This is a genomic window from Prosthecobacter sp., assembly GCF_034366625.1.
In the GTDB taxonomy this organism is placed as follows: Bacteria; Verrucomicrobiota; Verrucomicrobiia; order Verrucomicrobiales; family Verrucomicrobiaceae; genus Prosthecobacter.
In genome coordinates, this window is the sequence record NZ_JAXMIH010000008.1 from 930,588 (window position 1) to 951,016 (window position 20,429).

General features: G+C 60.2%; 13 protein-coding genes. 8 read left to right on the forward strand and 5 right to left on the reverse strand.

The genetic code is table 11. The features are described 5' to 3' along the window. Positions 1-41: 41 nt before the first annotated feature. The 4 genes from U1A53_RS12080 to U1A53_RS12095 are packed head-to-tail and all read right to left on the reverse strand — an operon-like array spanning position 42 to position 3,977. The gene (locus U1A53_RS12080) at positions 42-1,241 is read right to left on the reverse strand and encodes a sialidase family protein (protein ID WP_322281195.1); all 1,200 of its coding nucleotides are present in this window, start codon (positions 1,239-1,241) and stop codon (positions 42-44) included. Between the two features lie 8 nt (positions 1,242-1,249). After that, complete coding sequence (locus U1A53_RS12085; protein WP_322281197.1) at positions 1,250-2,062, reverse strand: aldolase/citrate lyase family protein; 813 nt, start codon at positions 2,060-2,062, stop codon at positions 1,250-1,252. Then, on the reverse strand, positions 2,059-3,231 hold the full coding sequence (locus U1A53_RS12090; protein WP_322281199.1) for a hypothetical protein: 1,173 nt from the start codon (positions 3,229-3,231) through the stop codon (positions 2,059-2,061). The genes U1A53_RS12085 and U1A53_RS12090 overlap by 4 nt, the downstream gene beginning before the upstream one ends. A 2-nt stretch (positions 3,232-3,233) precedes the next feature. Next, positions 3,234-3,977: an RraA family protein gene (locus tag U1A53_RS12095; protein WP_322281201.1), complete on the reverse strand. Its 744-nt coding sequence runs from the start codon at positions 3,975-3,977 to the stop codon at positions 3,234-3,236. Positions 3,978-4,080: 103 nt separating this feature from the next. Between U1A53_RS12095 and U1A53_RS12100 the strand changes: the two genes are divergently transcribed. The 5 genes from U1A53_RS12100 (at position 4,081) to U1A53_RS12120 (ending at position 11,419) form a co-directional block, all read left to right on the forward strand. Beyond that, entirely contained in the window at positions 4,081-5,118 is a 1,038-nt protein-coding gene (locus U1A53_RS12100) for a substrate-binding domain-containing protein (RefSeq protein ID WP_322281203.1), read from the forward strand. A gap of 185 nt (positions 5,119-5,303) precedes the next feature. Further along, positions 5,304-6,839 (forward strand): sialate O-acetylesterase, encoded by a 1,536-nt coding sequence (locus U1A53_RS12105; protein ID WP_322281205.1) that lies wholly within the window; start codon positions 5,304-5,306, stop codon positions 6,837-6,839. A gap of 53 nt (positions 6,840-6,892) precedes the next feature. Continuing rightward, positions 6,893-8,368, forward strand: coding sequence for a sulfatase-like hydrolase/transferase (locus tag U1A53_RS12110; protein ID WP_322281206.1), 1,476 nt, complete (start codon positions 6,893-6,895; stop codon positions 8,366-8,368). A 4-nt stretch (positions 8,369-8,372) separates the two neighbouring features. Next, the gene (locus U1A53_RS12115; RefSeq protein WP_322281207.1) at positions 8,373-9,827 is read left to right on the forward strand and encodes a sulfatase; all 1,455 of its coding nucleotides are present in this window, start codon (positions 8,373-8,375) and stop codon (positions 9,825-9,827) included. Continuing rightward, positions 9,824-11,419: a hypothetical protein gene (locus U1A53_RS12120; protein WP_322281209.1), complete on the forward strand. Its 1,596-nt coding sequence runs from the start codon at positions 9,824-9,826 to the stop codon at positions 11,417-11,419. The genes U1A53_RS12115 and U1A53_RS12120 overlap by 4 nt, the downstream gene beginning before the upstream one ends. A 5-nt stretch (positions 11,420-11,424) precedes the next feature. Here U1A53_RS12120 and U1A53_RS12125 read toward each other — a convergent pair whose 3' ends face one another. Then, positions 11,425-15,180, reverse strand: a complete 3,756-nt coding sequence (locus tag U1A53_RS12125) for a PQQ-binding-like beta-propeller repeat protein (protein WP_322281211.1) — start codon at positions 15,178-15,180, stop codon at positions 11,425-11,427. Positions 15,181-15,325: 145 nt separating this feature from the next. On the opposite strand from U1A53_RS12125, the gene U1A53_RS12130 reads away from it, so the two are divergent. The 3 genes from U1A53_RS12130 to U1A53_RS12140 are packed head-to-tail and all read left to right on the forward strand — an operon-like array spanning position 15,326 to position 20,420. Continuing rightward, complete coding sequence (locus U1A53_RS12130; protein ID WP_322281213.1) at positions 15,326-17,005, forward strand: FAD-dependent oxidoreductase; 1,680 nt, start codon at positions 15,326-15,328, stop codon at positions 17,003-17,005. Between the two features lie 4 nt (positions 17,006-17,009). Then, positions 17,010-18,443: a sulfatase gene (locus U1A53_RS12135; protein ID WP_322281214.1), complete on the forward strand. Its 1,434-nt coding sequence runs from the start codon at positions 17,010-17,012 to the stop codon at positions 18,441-18,443. A 57-nt stretch (positions 18,444-18,500) separates the two neighbouring features. Beyond that, complete coding sequence (locus U1A53_RS12140) at positions 18,501-20,420, forward strand: nucleoside hydrolase (protein WP_322281216.1); 1,920 nt, start codon at positions 18,501-18,503, stop codon at positions 20,418-20,420. The last annotated feature ends 9 nt before the right edge of the window (positions 20,421-20,429 follow it).

Genomic DNA, 20,429 nt, shown 5'->3' on the forward strand with positions numbered 1-20,429 from the left:
GGGATGATCACACCAACGCTCTCCAGATGCACTCATTTCATTCAGGGCTGCTCAAGCCATTCAAGATTGAAGCGTGCGAGAGTTAGCCCAGCACCGGCAAAGCCGGGCTTGGTGCCACGACCATAGAAGCAGAGGATGGTGCCGCTCTGAGTGACGGCGATGTCGGAGTACATGCTGGGGCCGTCTTCGAGAAGTTTGTTCACGGGCCATGTCTGGCCTTCGTCGCGACTGATCTTTACGCTGACGTTTTTGCGGTCGCGGTTTTTGCCGGGCTCGGCCTTGCCCTTCTCTTTGTCGAGGTTGTGCGGATTGGAGAAGAGGATGAGGCTCTTGCCGCCATGGTTATAGCGCACGATGCCGCCCATGCAGATGGGCTCGAGCAACGCGTCATCGAACTTCGGTGTGCTCCATCCGGTGGCTCCGTCTTTGCTGATGGTGACGAGGCGGCGATGCGCCTTCGATTCACTGCGCACGTTGAGCATGACACTGCCGTCGTTGAGTTCGATGGCGACGGTTTCGTTCGGGTTGATCCATTCCTCGGTGCAAGGCACGGCGATGTCGCCTGCTTTCCAAGTCTTGCCCAGATCGTCGCTGTAGATCGTGGCGGTGACGCTGGGGCGATGCGCATTGCCGCCGGTTCCGGTGGAGAGCCAGACGGGGACGACGAGGCGGCCGGTTTTGAGCTGGATGCTGTGATTCGGCCCGGTGGCGAGCACTTTCCAGTCATAGTCCTTCTTGAAGGCCGCAAACGCGGCGGTGATCTCGCTCGGCTTGCTCCAGGAGACGCCATCGTCCTCGCTGCGCTGGTAAAACACGCGTTCGTATTCGAGGCAGAAGAGCATGTGAACCGTTCCGTCCTTGTCGGCGATGAGGACGGGGTTGTTGTAGGTCACGTCGTTGGGATCGACGTTCTTCATCTTGAGGGCGAAGGGGTTCTTCTGCTTCGGGCCCTCGACATTGGCGATACTTTTCGGAGCGCTCCAGGTCTTGCCATCGTCGGTGCTGCGGCGCAGCAGGATGCGGATGTCGTCCCAGTCACTGACGCCAGCGGGTCTTTTGCGCGCCTCACACCAGGCGAGCACGCTGCCTTTGGCGGTCACGACGATGCCGGGGATGTGGTAGATGTTGTAGGCGGGATCTTCGCCAGCGACGAAGAGGTCTTGTTTGCCGATGAAGGGCTCGGCGGCATTGAGTACACCACAGAGGGCACAGAGGAACACAGAGAGGACTTTTGTTTTCATGGTTGGGATTAGATAAGAGCGGTGTTGGAGTTGGAAATTGGTTGCGTGATGCCTGCGGTGGCGCGGATGGCGTCGAGTTCGAGGCGGAGATGCTTTTGAAAGAGGGAGATGTCGGCGCTGTGGATGAGCATGTTCGCTCCGAGGGCCAGGAAACGCGACTGCTGCTCGATGCTGCCCCAGAAATGGATGCCTGCGCCGATCCCAGCGGCGCGGGCTTTGCGGAAGATCGTTTCGCAGGCGGTCAGGAACTTCGGGTGATCCCATTGCTCCGGCACGCCGAGACTGCACGAGAGATCGTGCGGACCGATGAGCACGGCATCAATGCCGGGCACGGCGAGGATTTGATCGATGGCTTCGATGGCGGGGACGCTTTCGATGTTGATGATGAGCAGGCGATTCTTCACTCCCGCTTGCATGTATTCGTCGAGTTCAGGCTCTGGCGCGGCACCGGCGAGCATTTGCTGGAGGCGCTGGCCTTTGATGGGGCGGAGTTTCACCGCTCCGCGTAATTGCTGCACCTGCTCGACGGTTTCGACATACGGCGCGATGACTCCGGCAGCGCCACCATCGAGCACCATCGTGGCCGCATACGGATCAGGCGATGGAATGCGCACGAGCGGCGGCAGACCGAGCGCGGTGTAGGTCTGGCACATCCAGGACAGCTCCGCACGGTCGAGCGCGATGTGTTCGGTGTCGATGAACACGAAGTCGAGGCCGCAGCCGCGCACCACCTCCGGCCAGCGTGGCGAGGGCGACACGATGAGCGTGCCGAACACGGTGCGTCCTGTGTGGAGAGATTGGGCGAGTTCGGTGGCGGTCATGGCTTGTTCCAAAGGATCTTGGCGAGCAGCACGCGGTTGCTTTCGTCTTTGCGGGCCTCGGGGAAGGCCATCTCGGAGCTGATGACCCAGGTTTCGTTTTCATTCACATCGACGGGCGCAAAACCGCCGGTGAGATCGACGCCGGTTTCGGGCATGAGGACTTGCTCGGTGGCGCGGATGACGTGCAGCTTCTCAGGATCAACTTCGGCGATGAAAATGGGGGCGCGGTTGCGGAAGACGTGGTCGTTGTTCGCACTTTTGCGGCTGTAGATGAGGTGGAGCTTGTCGCCGTGGGTGATCCAGTGTTGCTGCGCATTTGCGCTCAGTAGCGGGGTGCCATCATCAAATTTCCACTCGACGGTGGGTTCGTAGTTGATGCCGTCCTTGCTGCGCGTGACGCGACCGTTCTGCTCGCCGCGCATGGTGAGAAAATAGCGGCCTTTCAACGAGCAAACTGAGGGTTCATACAGGCCGCGAGGGATGCTGATGGTGTGCTCACTGCCGTGTTCGCGATAGGTCAGCATTTCTCCATCAAAGGTGCAGCGCGCGACAATGGTGGTGTAAACGCGCGACTTCGGATCAGCGCGGTAGCGCACGGGCAGGAGGATGTCGCCATTCGGGAGGTCGTGGCGCTGATTGCAGCCGGCGTTTGGCTCGATGATCGGATTCCCGGCGTGATCTTTCTCCGGCATGGCCATGATCTTCATGCCGGTCCACTGCTGCGTATCAGGTGAATACACGGCATAGGCCACGCGCTCCTGCGAGCGGTCGTCCTTGGCCTTGTTGTCGTACGCGTTGGCGAGAAAACCGAAGCATTTGCCGGTGACGAGCAGCTTTTTCGTCGCGGCATGCCATTGCGGGCAGATGTCGCCCATCACACGCTCGATGCCGTCCTCAAAGCGGCGGCGATTCAGCGCGTCGATGCGTTTGGGCGTGCTCCAGGTCTTTGCGCTGTCGGTGGTCTCGGTGAGGTAGATGTCTCGATAACCGTGGGAGCCGCGTTTTTCGATCTCTTGAGTCGTGACGATGACTTTGCTGGGTAGGATGGCAGGACGCGACTGTGACCAGTGATAAGCGCCGCTGCTGGTGAGCACGGTGCTGTTTTCGATGCGGAAGTCTGCGGCGAAAGCCGAGACGCAACCGCAGAACAGCATACAGATCGTTTTCATGCTTACCATTCTCCTTGGCGTTGGAATTTGGCTTTGGCGTTCCTGCCGAACTGCGCGCCCGCCTCAGCGAGATTGGCAAGGACTTGGTCACTGCTGAGTCCGGCGCTGTTGCGGGCGGCGGGGATGACGGTCTGGCATTCGTTGGCATCCATGAAGCGGGAGGCTTCGAGGATGTTGGGTTGCTCGTCGGGCGCGATGACGAGAAAGCCGTGCTTATCGGCGTGGATGAGATCGCCGGGGACGATCTTGCGGCCAAAGACCTCGACCTCGCAGTTCCACCGTACGGGATGGACGTGCGCATGGCCAACACAGAGACGGCGGGCGAGGGCTTTGAAGCCGGCGTTGGTCATTTCATCGACATCGCGGATCGCGCCGTCAATGATGGTGCCCACACAACCAAGAGCGCGATGCATGTTGCTGTTCACCTCGCCCCAGAATGCGCCAATCGTGCGCGGTTTGTCGATATCCTGCACGCAGACGATCTTGGGACCTGGAATAGAGGCTACATAGCGGCGGTATTCGTTCCAGCCGTCGGGATTGGCCTCGCGATGCGCCTTGTTGCTCGGCTCGATCACCACGGTGATGGCATAGCCGACCATCGACCCCATCTGCGGCATGAAGTCGCGGGTTTCTTCAAGGTTGAACGCATCGGCGGCGGGATCGCGCCTGGTGATCTGCTCCCAGCCATTGTAGATGGTCGGGGTGTTCCAGCGCTTGAGTTGGAGGAGGTCGGAGTGCGGTAGCATGGCTTCATTGAAACGACATCTGAGGTGAATTCTCCGTGGTCAAACGGGATGACCATGGCATGATGCGGGCCGAATCATGCACGCCGTCCCACCCAGGCCCTCTTTGCTTACGCACAGCGCCGACTTTCTCCGAGAGGCACTGCTGCGCGGCGAATGGACGGGAGTGCTGCCGTCAGAACGAACGCTTTGCACGCGGCTGCGCATCAGCCGCCCGACGCTGCGTGCGGTGCTGGCGCAACTGGAGCGCGAAGGTGTGATCGGTGCAGTCGAGAACAAGAAACGGCAGATCCTCTCAAGGCCGAAATCGAGCGGCAAGGCTGAGTCATCACGCGTGATCGCACTGCTGACGCCCGTGCCGCAGCAGGCGATGCCGCCGTTTGTGCTGTTTTGGCTGGATGCACTGCGCGAGCTGCTGGCGGAGACAGGTTATCAATTGGAGCTGCATCCGAGCGCACACTGCTTTGTGGCGAAGCCTGCGGGCGGGCTGAAGAAACTGACGCAGCGGGTGCAGGCTGCGGCCTGGGTGCTCTTTCGTTCGACTCCGGCGATGCAACGCTGGTTTGTCGATCAAGGCGTGACTGCGGTGATCGCCGGATCATGTGCGGATGAAATCGACCTGCCATCGGTGGACCTCGACTACCGGGCGACGTGTCGTCATGCCGCAACCATGCTGATGCAGAAGGGACATCGGCGGATCGCGCTGCTGCTGCCTGGCTCCTCCCACGGTGGCGATGCGGAGAGTGAGCACGGCTTTCGCGAAGCTTTCACGACATCCGCTGCCACGCCGATCGTGATCGAGCATCACGAAACTTCCGAGCAAGTCGTGGAGCATCTTGATGTGTTGCTGAAGCGCAAGCCGGCACCGACGGCTTTTGTCGTGGCCCGTTCCATTCACACGCTGACAGTCATCACGCACCTGCTGCGCTGTGGGCACAAGCTGCCGCGTGATTTCGCGGTGGTGTCACGCGATGACGATGCGTTTCTCGATCATGTGGTGCCGCATGTGACGCGCTACTCGGCGGATGCCGCAAAGTTTGCGAAGCGGCTGACGCGTCTCGTTTTGGAACTCGCTCAAACCGGGCGCACAAGCACAAAGCCAGTGCGCTTGATGCCAGATCTACGGCGTGGGGAGACGGTGTGAACATTTCTATCGGAGGGATAGTCCATTCTATTCCATTCCAACAATCTTCAAATCAGTAATCCTTCCCATCATCGGTCAATGGATCAATCATGGTTTGATCGGAGCAACTCCTGCGTTCGGTTCTTTACGTATGGTCATCCACATTTACCAGAAACATTAAAGCCCCCCTCACGTCATTCATCGCCATGAAATACATCCCTGCCTTGCTCCTGTCCGCCACCTGCACGTTTGCGGAGGTTCGGCTGCCCGCAGTCATCTCCGATCACATGGTGCTTCAAGCTGGCAAGCCCGTCGCGATTTGGGGCTGGGCGGTCGCGGATGAAGAAGTCGCAGTGGAATTCGCAGGGCAGAAAAAGACAACGAAGGCCAGCGCGAAAGGCGAGTGGCAGGTGAAACTCGATCTGCTGACTCCAAATGCAAAATCACAGACGTTGCTCATCAACGACAAAGTCATCCAGGATGTGCTCGTGGGCGAGGTGTGGCTCGCGTCCGGCCAGTCGAACATGGCGATGCAGATCAATGGCAAGCTGCATGGCAAGGTGGACAACGCGGACGCTGAAGTTGCCGCCGCTAAGCATCCTGAGATCCGCGTCTTTGTGCATGACGCTCCGTTAGCCATTTATGAGCTGCCGGTGCCTGACGATGAACTCGCGCAGGATCGCCCCGGCAAGTGGCGCGTGTGCTCGCCGGAGACCGTGGCCGATTTTTCAGCGATGGGCTACTTCTTCGCCCGTGACCTGCTGACTGAGATCAAGCAGCCCGTCGGCATCCTGACCTCTGCTGTTGGCGGCACGCCGATTGAAGCGTGGACGAGCCTTTCTGCACAACAAGCCGTGCCCGACTTCAAACCGCTGCTCGATGACTGGACCAAGCGCCTCGATGGTTTCGTTCCCGAAACCGAGCAAAAGAAGTTTCTCGATGCCAAAGCCGCATGGCTGAAGGTTCGCTCCGCCGCTCTCAAAGCCAAACAGCCCGCACCCAAAGCGCCGTCCCCCTTCAAGAACCTGCAAGTCATGAAGCCCGGCGGCCTCTTTGCCAGCATGATCGCCCCGCTCGTGCCTTACACGATGCGCGGCGTCATCTGGTATCAAGGCGAGCGCAACGCGGCGGGGCCATTCACTGGTCTGTATGGCGCGCAGCTTCAAACGCTGATTGCCGACTGGCGCAAGCGCTGGGGCGACGAGTTTTACTTTGCCTGGGTGCAGATCCCGGCCTTCGCCACGCCGCAGAAATTCCCCAGCGAACCCACCGGCTGGGGCGTGTCGGTGCGTGACGGCCAGCGCCGTGCCTTGCAAGTGCCGCACACTGGCATGGCGATCACGATGGACATCGGTGATTCGAAGCAAGGCCACCCGACGAACAAGACCGAGTTCGCCGCGCGACTCTCCCGCGTCGTGCTGCATGACGTGTATCAAAAGAGCATCGACATCTGGTCCGGCCCGCTTTTCAAATCTGCCGTGATCGCCGCTGATCACATCACGCTCACCTTTGATCAAGCGACCGGCCTAAAAGCCAGGTCAGGCACACTTGAAGGCTTCGCCATTGCTGGCGACGACAAAAAATTCGTCTGGGCCGATGCCTGGATCGAAGGCGACAAAGTCATCGTCTCCAGCACCGAGATCAAAGCCCCCAAAGTCGTGCGCTACTCGTGGGCGGCCAATCCCAAGGGCAATCTCGTCAACGCGGCCGATTTGCCAGCCTCGCCATTCAGCACCGAGTAGTTTTTGCGTCGATTCGACGACACAAACCCACCCGCTTTACGTTCACAGCGATCATGCGACGTGCGCTTGTCTTTTCACTTTTCGCCCTCAGCCATCTGCTCACCGCTGCCGACAAGCCGGACGTGCTCGTTATTCTCGCGGATCAATGGAGTCCGCGATTCACGGGTTGGGATAACAAGGAGGTGCGCACGCCGCACATGGACCGCATCGCGGCGGAGGGCATGATTTTTGATGCGTGCTATGTCACATCGCCGGTGTGCATGCCTGCTCGCGTGTCGTTGCTCACGGGCTTGTATCCGCACAATGCAGGCCACGGGCTGTGGGGCAATGCGACGGGTTATTATCCGAAGCCGGAGGACGCGCCGATGTTTCTCGACATCCAGCGTGCGGGCCTCACCACGGCACAGATCGGCAAGACGCACTGGACGGCAGGTCCGGCGTGGCATGAGCAGTTCAAGAACAGCGGCGCGTTCTTCAAGGCGCTGGGTCTGGATCATGTGGCGGACATTTCCGGCCCGCCGGACTCGACGAAGGGGCGTGATCCCTACTCGCAGCATCTGCAAAAGCTCGGCCTGCTCCAAGCCGTGGCCGATGACCTGCACGGGCGCTATGTGAGTGGCGAGTTCGCGCCTCGTGCGAGCGTGGTGAAAGCGGAGGACTATCATGATGTCTTCACCACGGGCCTCGCGGTTGATCTCATCCGCGCGCAGCCGAAGGAGAAGCCGCTCTGCCTCGTGGTGAGCCTGCATTCACCGCATCCGCCGCTGGATGCGCCGGGTGATTACGCCACGATGTTCGATCCTGAAAAGCTCACGCTGCCCGCCAATGTGCCGGAGAAGTATCTGCGCGAGGGGAGGGCGCTCAATCACGAGAAGACGAAGCGTATGCTGGCGAACTACCTCGGCAAACTAGCGCTGGTGGATGATTGCGTGGCTAGGCTTGTCGAAGCAATGAAAGCACGCGGCACCTGGGACAGTGCTTTGGTCGCCATCAGCGCCGATCATGGCGAAATGATGGGCGCGCATGGTTATCTGACGAAGGGCCGCTTTTATGAGGAGTCTGTGCGCGTGCCGATGGTACTGCGCTGGCCCGGTCAGATCAAGACAGGCCGCAGCAAGGCTCCGGTGCAGATGATGGACATTTATCCGACCATCGTGGAGGCGGTCGGTGGCAAGCTGACGCCCGGACGTTTTGCAAAATCGCTGTTGCCCGTCGCTCGCGGCGAAAAAGATCGCATCCGCCCCATCGCCGTCAGTGAGATCGGCGACAAGGTGCCACTGCGCATGATGGCGCGTGATGATCATTTCAAATACTGGGCCGACGAGGAACGCGAATACCTCTTCGATCTCGAAGCTGATCCGCTGGAGCAGAAGGACCTCTCCACCGCGCCCGAGCATCGCGAAACCCTCCATGCGATGCGCGAAAAGCTGCTGACGCACCTTCGTTCCACCCAGGTGAACGCCTCCGCCGGTTACAAGCCCAAGGTCCAGCGCCTGCGCGAGGCGGAAGCCAAATCCAAACAACGTTGATCTCATGCGCCGACTGCTTTTCTCGATTTCGTCATTTGTCATTCTGCATTCGTCATTCGCGGCGAAGCCGCTGAACGTCCTTTTCATCGCCGTGGATGATCTGCGACCGGAACTCGACTGCTACGGCGCCGCGCACATGAAAACACCCAGCACCGACAAGCTCGCCGCAGGCGGGATGTTGTTTGAACGCGCCTACTGCCAGGTCGCCGTGTGCAATCCGTCGCGCAGCAGCGTGCTCAGCGGAACGAGGCCGGACACGACCGGTGTGCTCGACAACCAGCACTTCATGCGGCCGAACATGCCGGATGTGGTCACACTGCCGCAGCATTTCAAAAATCACGGCTACACCAGCCTCTCCCTCGGCAAAATCTTCCACCACAGCGAGCGCGAGCCGGGCGATGATCCGCAATCATGGAGCGAGCCGGCGTGGTATCATGGCGAGCCGTATCGACACTGGTTCACGAAAGAATCGCTCGATTATGTGAAGCAGCTCAAGGCGCTGCCGAAAGCCAAGCAGCCGAAGCAGCTCCGCGCGGCGCCGTTTGAGGCTGCGGACGAGCCGGATGGCTCCTATCCTGATGCTCAGACGGCTGAAAAAGCCATTGAGACACTCCAGCGCCTCAAAGCCGGTGGGCAGCCGTTTTTCCTCGGCGTCGGTTTCGTGAAGCCTCATCTGCCCTTCACCTGCCCGCAAAAGTATTGGGATCTGTATCCGGCGGAGTCGATCCAGCTCCCCGCAAATGCGCAGCGCCCCAAAGGCGCGCCGGAGCCTGCTTTTCACAACAACTACGAGCTGCGCAGCTACGGCACCGTGCCTGAGAACGGCAAGGTGACGGACGCGATGGCTTTGAATCTCATCCGCGGCTATCGCGCCTGCGTGAGCTTCATGGACGCACAGCTTGGTCGCGTACTCGATGAGCTGGACCGGCTCGGTTTGCGTGAAAACACGCTCATCGTGCTCTGGGGCGATCACGGCTACCACCTCGGCGAAAACGGCGTCTTCACGAAAATGACCAACTTCGAGAACGGCACCCGCGTGCCACTCATCGTGAGCCTTCCCGGCATGAAAACAGCAGGCCAGCGCTCAAAAGCCCTCGTGGAGTTGGTCGATCTCTATCCCACGCTGGCAGAGCTGTGCGCATTGCCGCTGCCGAAGCATCTCGAAGGCACCAGCTTTGCCCCGTTGCTCGAAAAGCCTGATCAACCGTGGAAAAAAGCCGCCTTCAGCCAATACCTCCGCACCGGCAAACCGCCCTACACCGGCCGCAGCATCCGCACCGAACGCTGGCGATACACGGAGTGGCACGATTTGAAGCAGCAGCCTGCGGGCACCGAGCTGTATGATGAACTCAACGACCCGCAGGAGACGACCAACCTTGCTGGTGATTCAGAACATGCGGAGACGCTGAAGGAACTTGCTGAGAAGTTGAAAGTAGGTTGGAAAGCATCGCTGCCATGAACCGCCGCCACTTTCTCCACACACTCGCCGCCACGCCGCTCATTGCGGCGGATTCACCGCGCAAGGCTCCCTTTCGCGTTCTTTACAGCAACGACACGACGAACATCACCTCCTGCGTCAGTCCGTTTCATCAGGCGCGAGAGCCCTTCCGCAAGGAGATGCTCGAAGCATCGGTTGATGAGGTGGCGGGGTTGGTGGACGCGCATTTTCTCCAGGCTGGGCTGGGAATGGTGCCGATGTGGTCGAGCAAGGTGCTGCCGTTGGCGGAACACTATGCGTGGATCAGGCAGCGTTATGCGCAAAAGCCGGATTCGTTCGGCCAGTTTGTGCTCAATGGTGGCGATGTGGTGAAGGTCTTCATCGACCGCTGCCGCGCCAAGGGACAGGCGGCATTCGTCTCCTTCCGCATGAACGACGCGCATCACAAGGAGTTCGTCGATCCCAAGCCAGGCGACAAACCGGGCAGCAGCATCGGCATGAGCGTGACGAAGTTTTATGCGGAGCATCCCGAGTATCGCATCAAGCCCGGTTCGCAGCGTGGCGCTGATCTCGTGCACAACTTCGCCGTGCCCGAGGTGCGGGCGCAGAAGCTCGCGCTGATCCGCGAGCTTTGCGAGAACTACGACCTCGACGGCCTGGAGCTCGATTTCCTGCGCTTCTACAGCTACTTTCGCGAGGAAACACCGCTGGAGCAACGCCGCGTGATCATGACAGACCTCGTCAAAGAAGTGCGGCAGATGCTCGGGCCGAATCGCTGGCTTTGCGCGCGTGTGCCATGCTACCTGCCCGCGCTTGATGTGCTCGGACTCGATTTGAAAGTACTCGTCGCCGCCGGGCTCGACATGGTGAACGCTTCCGCGCACTACTTCACCACACAGCAGCATGATCTGGCCGTCATTCGCAAACAAACCGAAGGTGCAGCGCTCTACTTCGAGCTGTGCCACACGATCTGGAAGGGCGACAAAGTGCAGGCTGGTTATGACGTGTTTCCATTTCGTCGTGCGACGCGCGAACATCTGCACACTGCGGCGCATCTGGCTTATGCACGCGGCGCGGACGGCATCAGCCTGTTCAACTTTGCCTATTACCGCCAGCACGGTCAGGGCGAAGGCCGTGGTATTTTCGGAGAGCCGCCGTTTGAAGCGCTCAAAGCGCTGCGTGACCCGCAAACCCTCGCTCGGCAGCCACAGCATTGGTTCATTGCATACGGTTGGCGTTCTCCCGGCGCGAAGCCACTGTCCGTGCCACGCAAGATTGAACTGAACAAGCCTGCGAAGTTTAACTTTGACCTCGCCGCGCCCGCTGACGGTTGGAAGCACGACGCGCGGGTGCGCATTCAAGCCGACAAGCCGCTCGGCGATGGCGAATGGATCGCCACGTTCAACGGCGAGGCCATTTCTGCTTCCACCGATGTCTCGGAACCCTTTGCCGTGCCTTATCCATCCATGATCGCGAAACCGGATGAACTGCGTGCTTGGATCGTGCCTGCGCGATTGCTGCGTGAAGGCAAGAACAGCCTCGAAGTCACGCAGAAGACCGGGGAACCGGTTTCTGTCGTGTTTGTCGATCTGGCGGTGGGACAAAATGCCTGATCAGCCTATTCAGCGGCAAACTCCACGCCGCACAACACGGGCCGGGCCTTGGAGCCTACGGCGGATTGGAGCTTGATGCGCAGCTCTGCGCCGCTGGGGATGTTCTTGAACTCGCGCACGACGCTGCCGCCTTCTTTGGCGAGGTCGAAGTTCTCCAGCACGATTTTGTCTTGCAGCATGACATTGAAAATGCGGTCGCCGGGAGGGAGGTTGTCGGGATCGCTGAAGTGCAGACGGACGGTGTGCGGGAGAGGCGGATAGTCGATCTTGAGCAGCGGCTCCTGCACGGCTGGCGTGGCAGGTTTGGCCTTGGCATTTGTTTTCTTTTTGCTGCCTGGCTTGTCGTCGTCATCGTCGTCGGTTTTTTTGACGGGCTTCACGAGCAGTGGTCTGCGGAGCGATGGTGTGATGATGATCTCCCCTTCGCCGATGAAGCCGGAGGCGGCGATCCATGGCTGGCTTTTGCCAGCATCATCGATTTGCGAGCTGTGACGGCGGAACCACGTCACCTCTTTGTCGATGCCTTCGACGCCGAGCTGCGGTGCATTGCCGCTGCCGGCGTGTGGATGCTCCAGCCAGAGAGTGCCGTCGGATGCACGGCGATTTCCGGGAGCGCCGAAGTTGATACCAGCGCGCAGGATGCGGTCGCCTTGTTTGCCATCGAGTCCGAACTGACTGTAGCTCCACATCTCCATCTCGGGCATGTGAATGAGCGCGAGCGAGGTCTGGTTCTGATACGCGCAGGTGCAGGTGCGGGTGTAGTCGGGCGCATTGAGCACGCCATTCGCCACGACGAGGTTGGAGGTGCAGCCGGATTTGAAGCCGCCGAGGTTCGAGGTGCCGCTCATGCTGTCGAGATCGTAGAAGCCCGCCGCGCCGCTGCGGTAGGTGAGCAGGTGCTCGCTGGCGATGATGGTGTTGCAGCCATAGGTGCGGTTCAGCCGCCACGGCTCCATCTTGCCGGTGAGCGGGTTTTTCACGAAATGCGGCTCGCCGGTGAGCAGGCTGAAAGCGCCACCGGAGCTGGTGTAGGAGTTCGCGCCGGTGAGGATGAGTTCGTTATGCAGGATGCAGGGGCCGGTATAAACGCGCTTCAGATCCTGCCAGCGCACGTGGCCTGTTTTGCCCTCATAAGCGATCATGCCATCGCCGACTTCCGATGAGATGCGATCACTCGCCTTGGCTCCGGCTTGCAGCAAAACATCATGCTCCTTGGAGTAACCGAGCCAGGTGCCAAAGATGTCCTTCTCCTGCTCCCACAGCACTTTTCCCGTGTGCGCATCGAGGGCGATGACGCGGTAATCTTTCGGCAGATCAGCGCCGCGCCGCTCCAGCAGGTTCTCGGCATGAGCGGTGAGCTTGTCGATGCAGTAGATGCGACCGTTGCCAGCGACGATGCCGTTGTGCAGGAAGCTGTGCCGCGCTTTCACACGCCAAAGCAGCTTTCCACTATGGCGATCAAGCACGGCGAGACCTCCGCTGGCGGAAAGATCCTCGATGGGGGCGCTCGTGCGGCTTTTCACCGTGCCAAACTGAAGGCTAAAGTGCGCGAAGTCATCGCCACCGATGAGCAGATTTTCCATCACACCGATGAAGGCCCACTGCGCGGGATCTTTGGCATTCTCACGCAGTTTGATCGTCTTTTTCAGCTCACCGGTGCGTGAGTCGAGCATCTGGCACTCGCCTTTCAGCGCCACATAGACGGCGTCCTCGGTGGCGATGTAGTTCGTGCCGCGACCATTCGCGCCAGGGATGTGTTTTTGGTTGTAGGCCGTGCTCAGCGGCGTGTCGGCGTAGGTCTCGTTGTAATAGATGCCGAAGGTGCCGAGGTCTTTGAAGTCGTGCTTCCAGATGACGCGACCGGTATAAACATCACGCGCGCTGACGCTGTGCATGCCCTGGATGAAAAGGCGTCCGCCCACCACCTGCTCAGGCGGGCCGTGACCATGACGCGGAAGCACGTCCATGTTTGAGCTACCCCCGAACCACAGCACGCCGAGCGGCGCACGCACGCGGTTGTCGTCGGACTTCACGGTGTTGCCGATGTCGCCATACTGATGCGTCCAGTCCGCCGCACCGGGCAGTGCGCCTTCGCGGGTGATGAGCAAGTCTGCGCCGAGCTTTTCGACCTTCCCATTCTCCAGCCCGCTCGCATCCGCCGCGCCTCGGCAGAGCATCACACCGCCATAGGGCCGCACGGAGGCGTAAGCGGCGGTGAGATGCGCAGTCGGTGAGATGACGAGATGCGCAAAGTGAGGGGGTTCCTGGAAGGAAAGCGCATCGCCCACATGAAATGTGATGCGTGTGCCGTAAAGGCCGAGCGCGTCGTATTCACGGCGCAAAGCATCCACCTTCTCGACATCTGGCTCGACGACGGTGAGCTGCATCTGCGATCCGGCGAGCAGTGCATCGATCAAGGCTCGATCCTCCGTGCCGAAGATCAACGCATGGCCACCTTCGTCTCCTGCTCTCTCCAGCAAGGTCTGTGCAATCGGCACAGCATTAGCAGCGAGCTTCTGTGGCTTTGATTCGAGGCGTCCGATGCTCTTTCCTTCTCCATACACCTGAATGCGACCATCCAGAGTCACCGCGATGAGCTTTCCATTCGCGGCGAGAAGTCGGCGCACCTCGCCTTTGACTGCCAGAGTCCATGCCACGCTGGGTTTCTCAGCCAAGACGATGGCGCTGAGGCTGCTTTTGCCTGCGACGTAGAGGTGATCGCCAGCCTTGATGAGATCGCCAGAGCCATCCGCTTTAACTTCCCAGAGCACTTTTTCGCTCGTGCCGAGTTCGCGCACCTTTTCCGCGTCGGAATCAAAGAGACGACTGCCATCGATAACCGGCTCGTTCATCACCGATTTGCCTGCGACACCCGTTTTCAGATCATAGACACGCACACCACGTTCGCGGGTGTGGACGTAGAAATGCTTGTCGCCCGAGGCCACAAAGGAGCCGCCATTGCCTTTGCCACCATCGTTCAGATGGAAGTATTTCATGGCACCCGTCGCGAGATCGAAACCCGCAGGCACGGAGCGTCCGCCCGGCACGAGCAACGTGTCTTGCGTCGCCAGCATGGCCCCTTGCGGAGCCACACCGGCAAAGGAAGACGCGCTGTGCGGTTGCTTGATGAAATCCGCACCCGTGCCGTCGTTCACCCACACGACTTTGCCCGTTTCCGCATCCAGCGAATAAAGAAACGTGCCCATGAAGGGCCAGATGCTAGCGGCAAAGAACACCTTGCCATCGCGGATCACCGGACCACCACGCGCAGGCCATGCGGAGATGAGACGGCGATTGCCCAGCGCCTTCCGCGCTGATGGCGCACCGCTGAAGGACCACACCGCTTTGCCATCGTCAGCGTTCACGCAGTAAAGATGCCCGTCATCGCTGGTGAAGTACACTTTCCCCTGCCAGCACACCGGCGGCAGTCGCACCGGCCCGCCAGTGAAAAAGGACCAAGCCTCCGCACCCGTGCTCAAATCGAGCGCCACGACCTTGTCGCGATCATTGAAACCGATGAACAGCTTGTTTCCGAGCACCACTGGCTCAAACACGCGGTCGTAGGGCATCAGATCGTGATTCAGTGGATCATCCCACACTTGCTCGCGCGGCGAATAAGCACGCTCCCATTCGAGTTGGAGCTTCGCGGGTAGTTTTTCATCGGAAGCAGCCGTGCGCCCCGCATCAAAACGCCACATCGGCCAGTCGGCGGCATGTGTGGTGAGGCAGAGAAGTGGCAGGAGCAAGAGCAGGCATTTCATCGGGCCTGATTCAACGTGTCTCATGGGTGAACATTGCCTGGAATGTCGGATGAAAGAGTGGTGCTGAATTTTCGATGTGGCGGCTGGTCAGGCTTCTTGACCAGCAAGGCGTGCGGGGTTGGTTCGTCTGGTTCAATCCAACCTTATGAAATCTCTCCTGCTTGCCTTGGCCTTCGTTTCCTCCACATGCGCGGCTGAAGTCATCGAATCGGACATTTGTGTCTATGGCGGCACCAGCGGCGGCGCGGCGGCGGCGGTGCAGGGCGCACGGATGGGCAGGTCGGTTGTCCTTGCCGAGCCAGGCAAGCATCTCGGCGGTATGACCAGTGGCGGGCTCAGCGCTGTGGACATTGGCGATCCGCGTTCGGTGGGCGGCATTGCGCGGGAGTATTTCACGAAGCTGGCGGCGACGGTGGGTGTCACGCTGGCCTGGGACAAGGCTTTTAAAGGTGATGGCGGAGGTGGTCCGGCCACGGGCGGCGCGTATGCCATCGAGCCGCACAAGGCGGAGCAGGTCTTCACCGACATGGCGAAGGAGGCGGGCGTGAAGGTGCATTTCGGAGCGCGACTGGACTCAGTGAAGAAGGAAGGCGCGCGCATCACCGAGCTCGTCATGGAGAATGGTGATGTGTTTCGCGCGAAGGTCTTCATCGACACGAGTTACGAGGGCGATCTGATGGCGAAGGCCGGTGTGAGCTACACGCTCATGCGCGAAGGCAATGCGAAGTATGGCGAGACGCTCAATGGCATTCATTACACGGAGAAATACATCCCGCGCACGAACCATCTCAAACCTGGGCCGCATGGTCGTGTGCCGGGTGGTCAGGGCGTGTGGGATCGCGATTTCCCGCTCGATCCCTATGTGGTGAAGGGCGATCCGAAGAGCGGACTGCTACCGCTCATCAACGAAGGCGATCTCGGCAAACAGGGTGATCCTGCGCCGGGCGTGCAGGCCTATTGCTTCCGCCTTTGCCTGACGACGAACCCTGCAAACATGATCCCGATCACGCCACCGTCGGATTACGATCCGAAGCGCTATGAGATCGTCGCACGGTTCATCGAAGCCTGCCTCGCCATCGGCGATGACATGGACCTGCGCTGGTTCTCGAAGCACGATCCGCTGCCGAACGACAAGTGGGATTTTAATACGGCCACCTTTGGCGGCAATCTGCCCGGCGCGAGTCACGCATGGCCGGAGGCGAGCTATACCGACCGAGTAAAGATCGCCAAAGAGCACGAGGACTACCACCGTGGCCTGCTGCACTTCCTCGCGACTGATTCGCGTGTGCCGGAGAAGGTGCGCAAGGACATGCAGCGCTTCGGTTTGCCAAAAGACGAGTTCACCGACAACGGCGGCTGGCCGCATCAAATCTATGTGCGTGAGGCCCGGCGCATGATCAGCGATCTCGTGATGACCGAGCATCACACCTTTGGTCGGCAGCCCGTGACAAAATCCGTCGGACTCGGCAGCTACGGCACCGACGTGCATGAAATCCGCCGCATCGTGAAGGACGGCGTGCTCGCTCGTGAAGGCAAGGTCGCCGGAGGGCGCGATGGTGCGCCGCCGTATGCCGTGGGCTACGACGCCATCGTGCCAAAGCGGAGCGAGTGTGAAAATTTGTTCGTCACCTTCGCCCTGAGCAGCAGCCACGTCGCGTTTGCCAGCATCCGCATGGAGCCGGTCTTCATGTGTACCAGCCAAAGCGCGGCCACAGCGGCCTGTTTCGCCATGGATGATCAAGTCGCCGCTCAAGAGGTGGACTACGCCAAGCTGAAGGCACGCCTGGAAAAGGATGGACAAGTGCTGACGTGGTCTGGCAAATAGAGCCATGAAGCTCGCGATCCTTTTTCTGCTATCGTCATTCGGCATTCTTCAGTCGTCATTCTCAGCGCAGCCGAATGTTGTGCTCATTCTCGCTGATGATCTCGGCTGGAGTGATCTCGCCTGCTACGGCAGTGATTTTTATGAGACGCCGCATCTTGACCGGCTCGCGCGTGAGGGCATGAAGTTCACGCAGAACTACGCGGCCTGCACGGTCTGCTCGCCCACGCGCTCCGCATTGATGACGGGTAAATATCCCGCCCGCACGCACATCACCGACTGGATTCCTGGCCGCATGCCGGAGAATCCGAAGCTGCTCGTTCCCGAGTGGACGAAGTTTCTGCCGCTGGATGAAATCACGCTGGCGGAGGTCTTCAAATCGGCTGGTTATGCCACGGCGAGCATCGGCAAGTGGCACCTCGGTGAAGGAGAGCATGTGCCAGAGAAGCAGGGCTTTGACGTGAACATTGCGGGCACGAATTCCGGTTCACCGCCGAGTTACATCGCTCCGTGGAAGATTCCCACGCTCACGGAGGGCAAGGACGGCGATTACCTCACCGATCGACTTGGCGAGGAGGCAGCGGCTTTCGTCGTGCGGAGCAAGAACAAGCCCTTCTTCCTCTACCTGCCGCATTTCGCGGTGCATACGCCGGTTCAAGGTCGTGCCGATCTGGTGAAGAAATACGAGGCGAAGCTCAAGCCCGGCCTCATGCACACAAACACGGGCTACGCGGCCATGATGGAGAGCCTGGACAGCGCCGTGGGCCGCGTGCTCGCCGCGCTGGAGGAAAACAAGCTCACGGAGAACACCCTCGTCATCTTCACCTCTGACAACGGCGGCCGCGTGCCCACCACGGCGAACAAATCACTGCGTGTCGGCAAAGGCTCGGCCTACGAGGGCGGTCTGCGCGTGCCGTTGATCGTGCGCTGGCCTGGAGTGACGAAACCCGGCAGCATCTCCGACACGCCGACGATCACGATGGATGTCTTTCCCACGCTGCTCGAAATGACCGGCGTTCCGCCCGTGGCCTCAAGCTCCACCACCGGCGCATCAGGCCGCGATGGTCTCAACCTCGTGCCACTGCTGCGCGGAAGCGGCACCATCATCCGCAGCGAGCTGTTCTGGCATTACCCGCATCATCAGCACTACCAGCTCGGCGGCTCCATGCCCTTCGGCGCAATCCGCAGCGGCGATTTCAAGCTCATCGAGTTCTACAACGACATGCACGTAGAGCTTTATGATCTCAAAGCCGACCTCGGCGAGCAGCACGACCTCGCCGCCGCACAGCCGGAGAAAGCGAAACAACTCCGTGAACGCCTCCATGCATGGCGCAATGAAATCGGAGCGCAGATGCCGCTGCCGAATCCGAACTACGATCCCGCGAAGCCCGAGCATGTCCCGACACCGGTCTCACCGAAAAAGAAAAGGAAGGCGAAGTGAATGAAAAAAACCATTCCATCCAATATTTGGCTATTGGCCCTTTTGTGGAGCATTAGCGTGCTGACAAATATCGCCGCAGCGCCGGTGAAGATCATCTTCGACACCGACATGCTCACCGACTGCGATGACGCGGGTGCGATGGCGGTGCTGCACGCGCTGGCGGATCGCGGTGAGTGCGAAATCCTCGCCACGGTGACGAGCGTGCCGGAGGTGAACTCCATCGCGACGGTGGATGCGATCAATCGTTATCGCGGCAGGCCCGATCTGCCACTCGGCATGGTCAAAGGCGCGGGTGTGATGGAGAAGTCGAAGTTCGCCGCGCAGATCGCGAAGGAGTTTCAGCATCGCGTGACCTCGGCGGAGGCAGTTTCGGACGCGGTGACGGTGTATCGCGAGATTTTGGCGAAACAACCGGATCACTCGGTCGTGATCGTCACCGTTGGTTATCTCACGAATCTCAAAAACCTGCTGCAAACGCCCGGCGGAGCCGATTTGGTCCGCAGCAAGGTCGCGCGCTGGATTTGCATGGGCGGCAATTTCATCGGCAAGCCACCGAAGGATGATCTCAAGCTCGGCAACGTGAACTTTCAGCGCGATGCGGCCTCCGCTCACTTCGTCATCCATCACTGGCCCGGCGAAGTCGTCTTTGCGGGGCGCGAGGTTTGCTCCGTGCCCAGCGGCCTGCAAATCGGCGAATCACTCGCCACGACACCCACTGACAATCCCGTGCGCCGCGCCTATGAGCACTACTTCGGCGGCACGACGAAGAATCGACATGTGGCCGATCTCGCGACGGTGTTGCATGCGGTGCGCGGCTTGTCGGATTGCTGGGACATCTCCGCACCGGGCCGCATGGATCTACGCGAGGACATGGCCTTCGACTGGCAGCCCGCCACCGATGGCAGGCAGCGTTATCTTTTGAAAAAGCGGAACAACGACCCGCATGTCGAGGCAACGCTGAACCAATTGCTAATCGCTCCAGCGAAGACGCTGCTCATGCCGCCGTATCCGCCGAGTCCCGTCATCGCAGGCATCGACTGGTCGCCGAAGGAGAGCATCATCCGCGCCGCAAAAGATGGCGACAACTGGCCGCTGACCTGGGCGGACGATGACGCGCTCTACACGACCTGGGGCGACGGCACAGGCTTCGTGCCGAAGGTGGAGAAGAAGCTCAGCATGGGCTTCGCGCGCATCACTGGCTCGCCCAATGATTTTACTGGCATGAATGTGCGTTCCGCCGCCGAGCAGCTCGGTCAAGGTCGCGCAGGTAAGAAGGGCTGGGGCATGCTCTGCGTGGATGGCGTGCTGAATCTTTGGCTCGGCCACGCGGACAACAACGGCGCGATGGCACAGCTCGCGTGGTCGCAGGATCATGCGAAGACCTGGACCTTCGCGGATTGGAAGTTCGCCGAGTTCGGCATGATGGGCTTTGTGAACTTCGGCAAAGACTACGCCGGGGCGCGTGATGCGTTTGTGTATGCCTACTCGCACGATGATCCACGCGCCGACACACCGGCGGATCGTTTCATCCTGATGCGCGCACCAAAAGACAAGCTCACACAGCGTGAAGCGTGGGAGTTCTTCGCGAAGCTCGACGCCAGTGGCCAGCCGGTCTGGACGAATGACATCACACAGCGGGGCCCGGTCTTCACTCATCCAGGCTCCTGCCTTCGCTCCGCGATGACCTACTGCGCTCCTTTGAAGCGCTACCTCTGGTGGCAGCACCTTCCGCAGTCTCCTGGCGTCACGAATGATCGCGGTGACACCCGCTTCACCGGCGGCTTCGCCATCTACGACGCCCCGGAGCCATGGGGACCATGGACAACCGCCTTCTTCACTCCGCAATGGGACACCGGCCCCGGCGAGCACGGCGACTTCCCCGCGAAATGGATGAGCGCCGACGGCAAAACGCTGCATCTCGTCTTTTCCGGCGATGACGCCTTCTCCGTGAGGAAGGCCATGGTGCGCCTGCGCTGACAAGTGGTC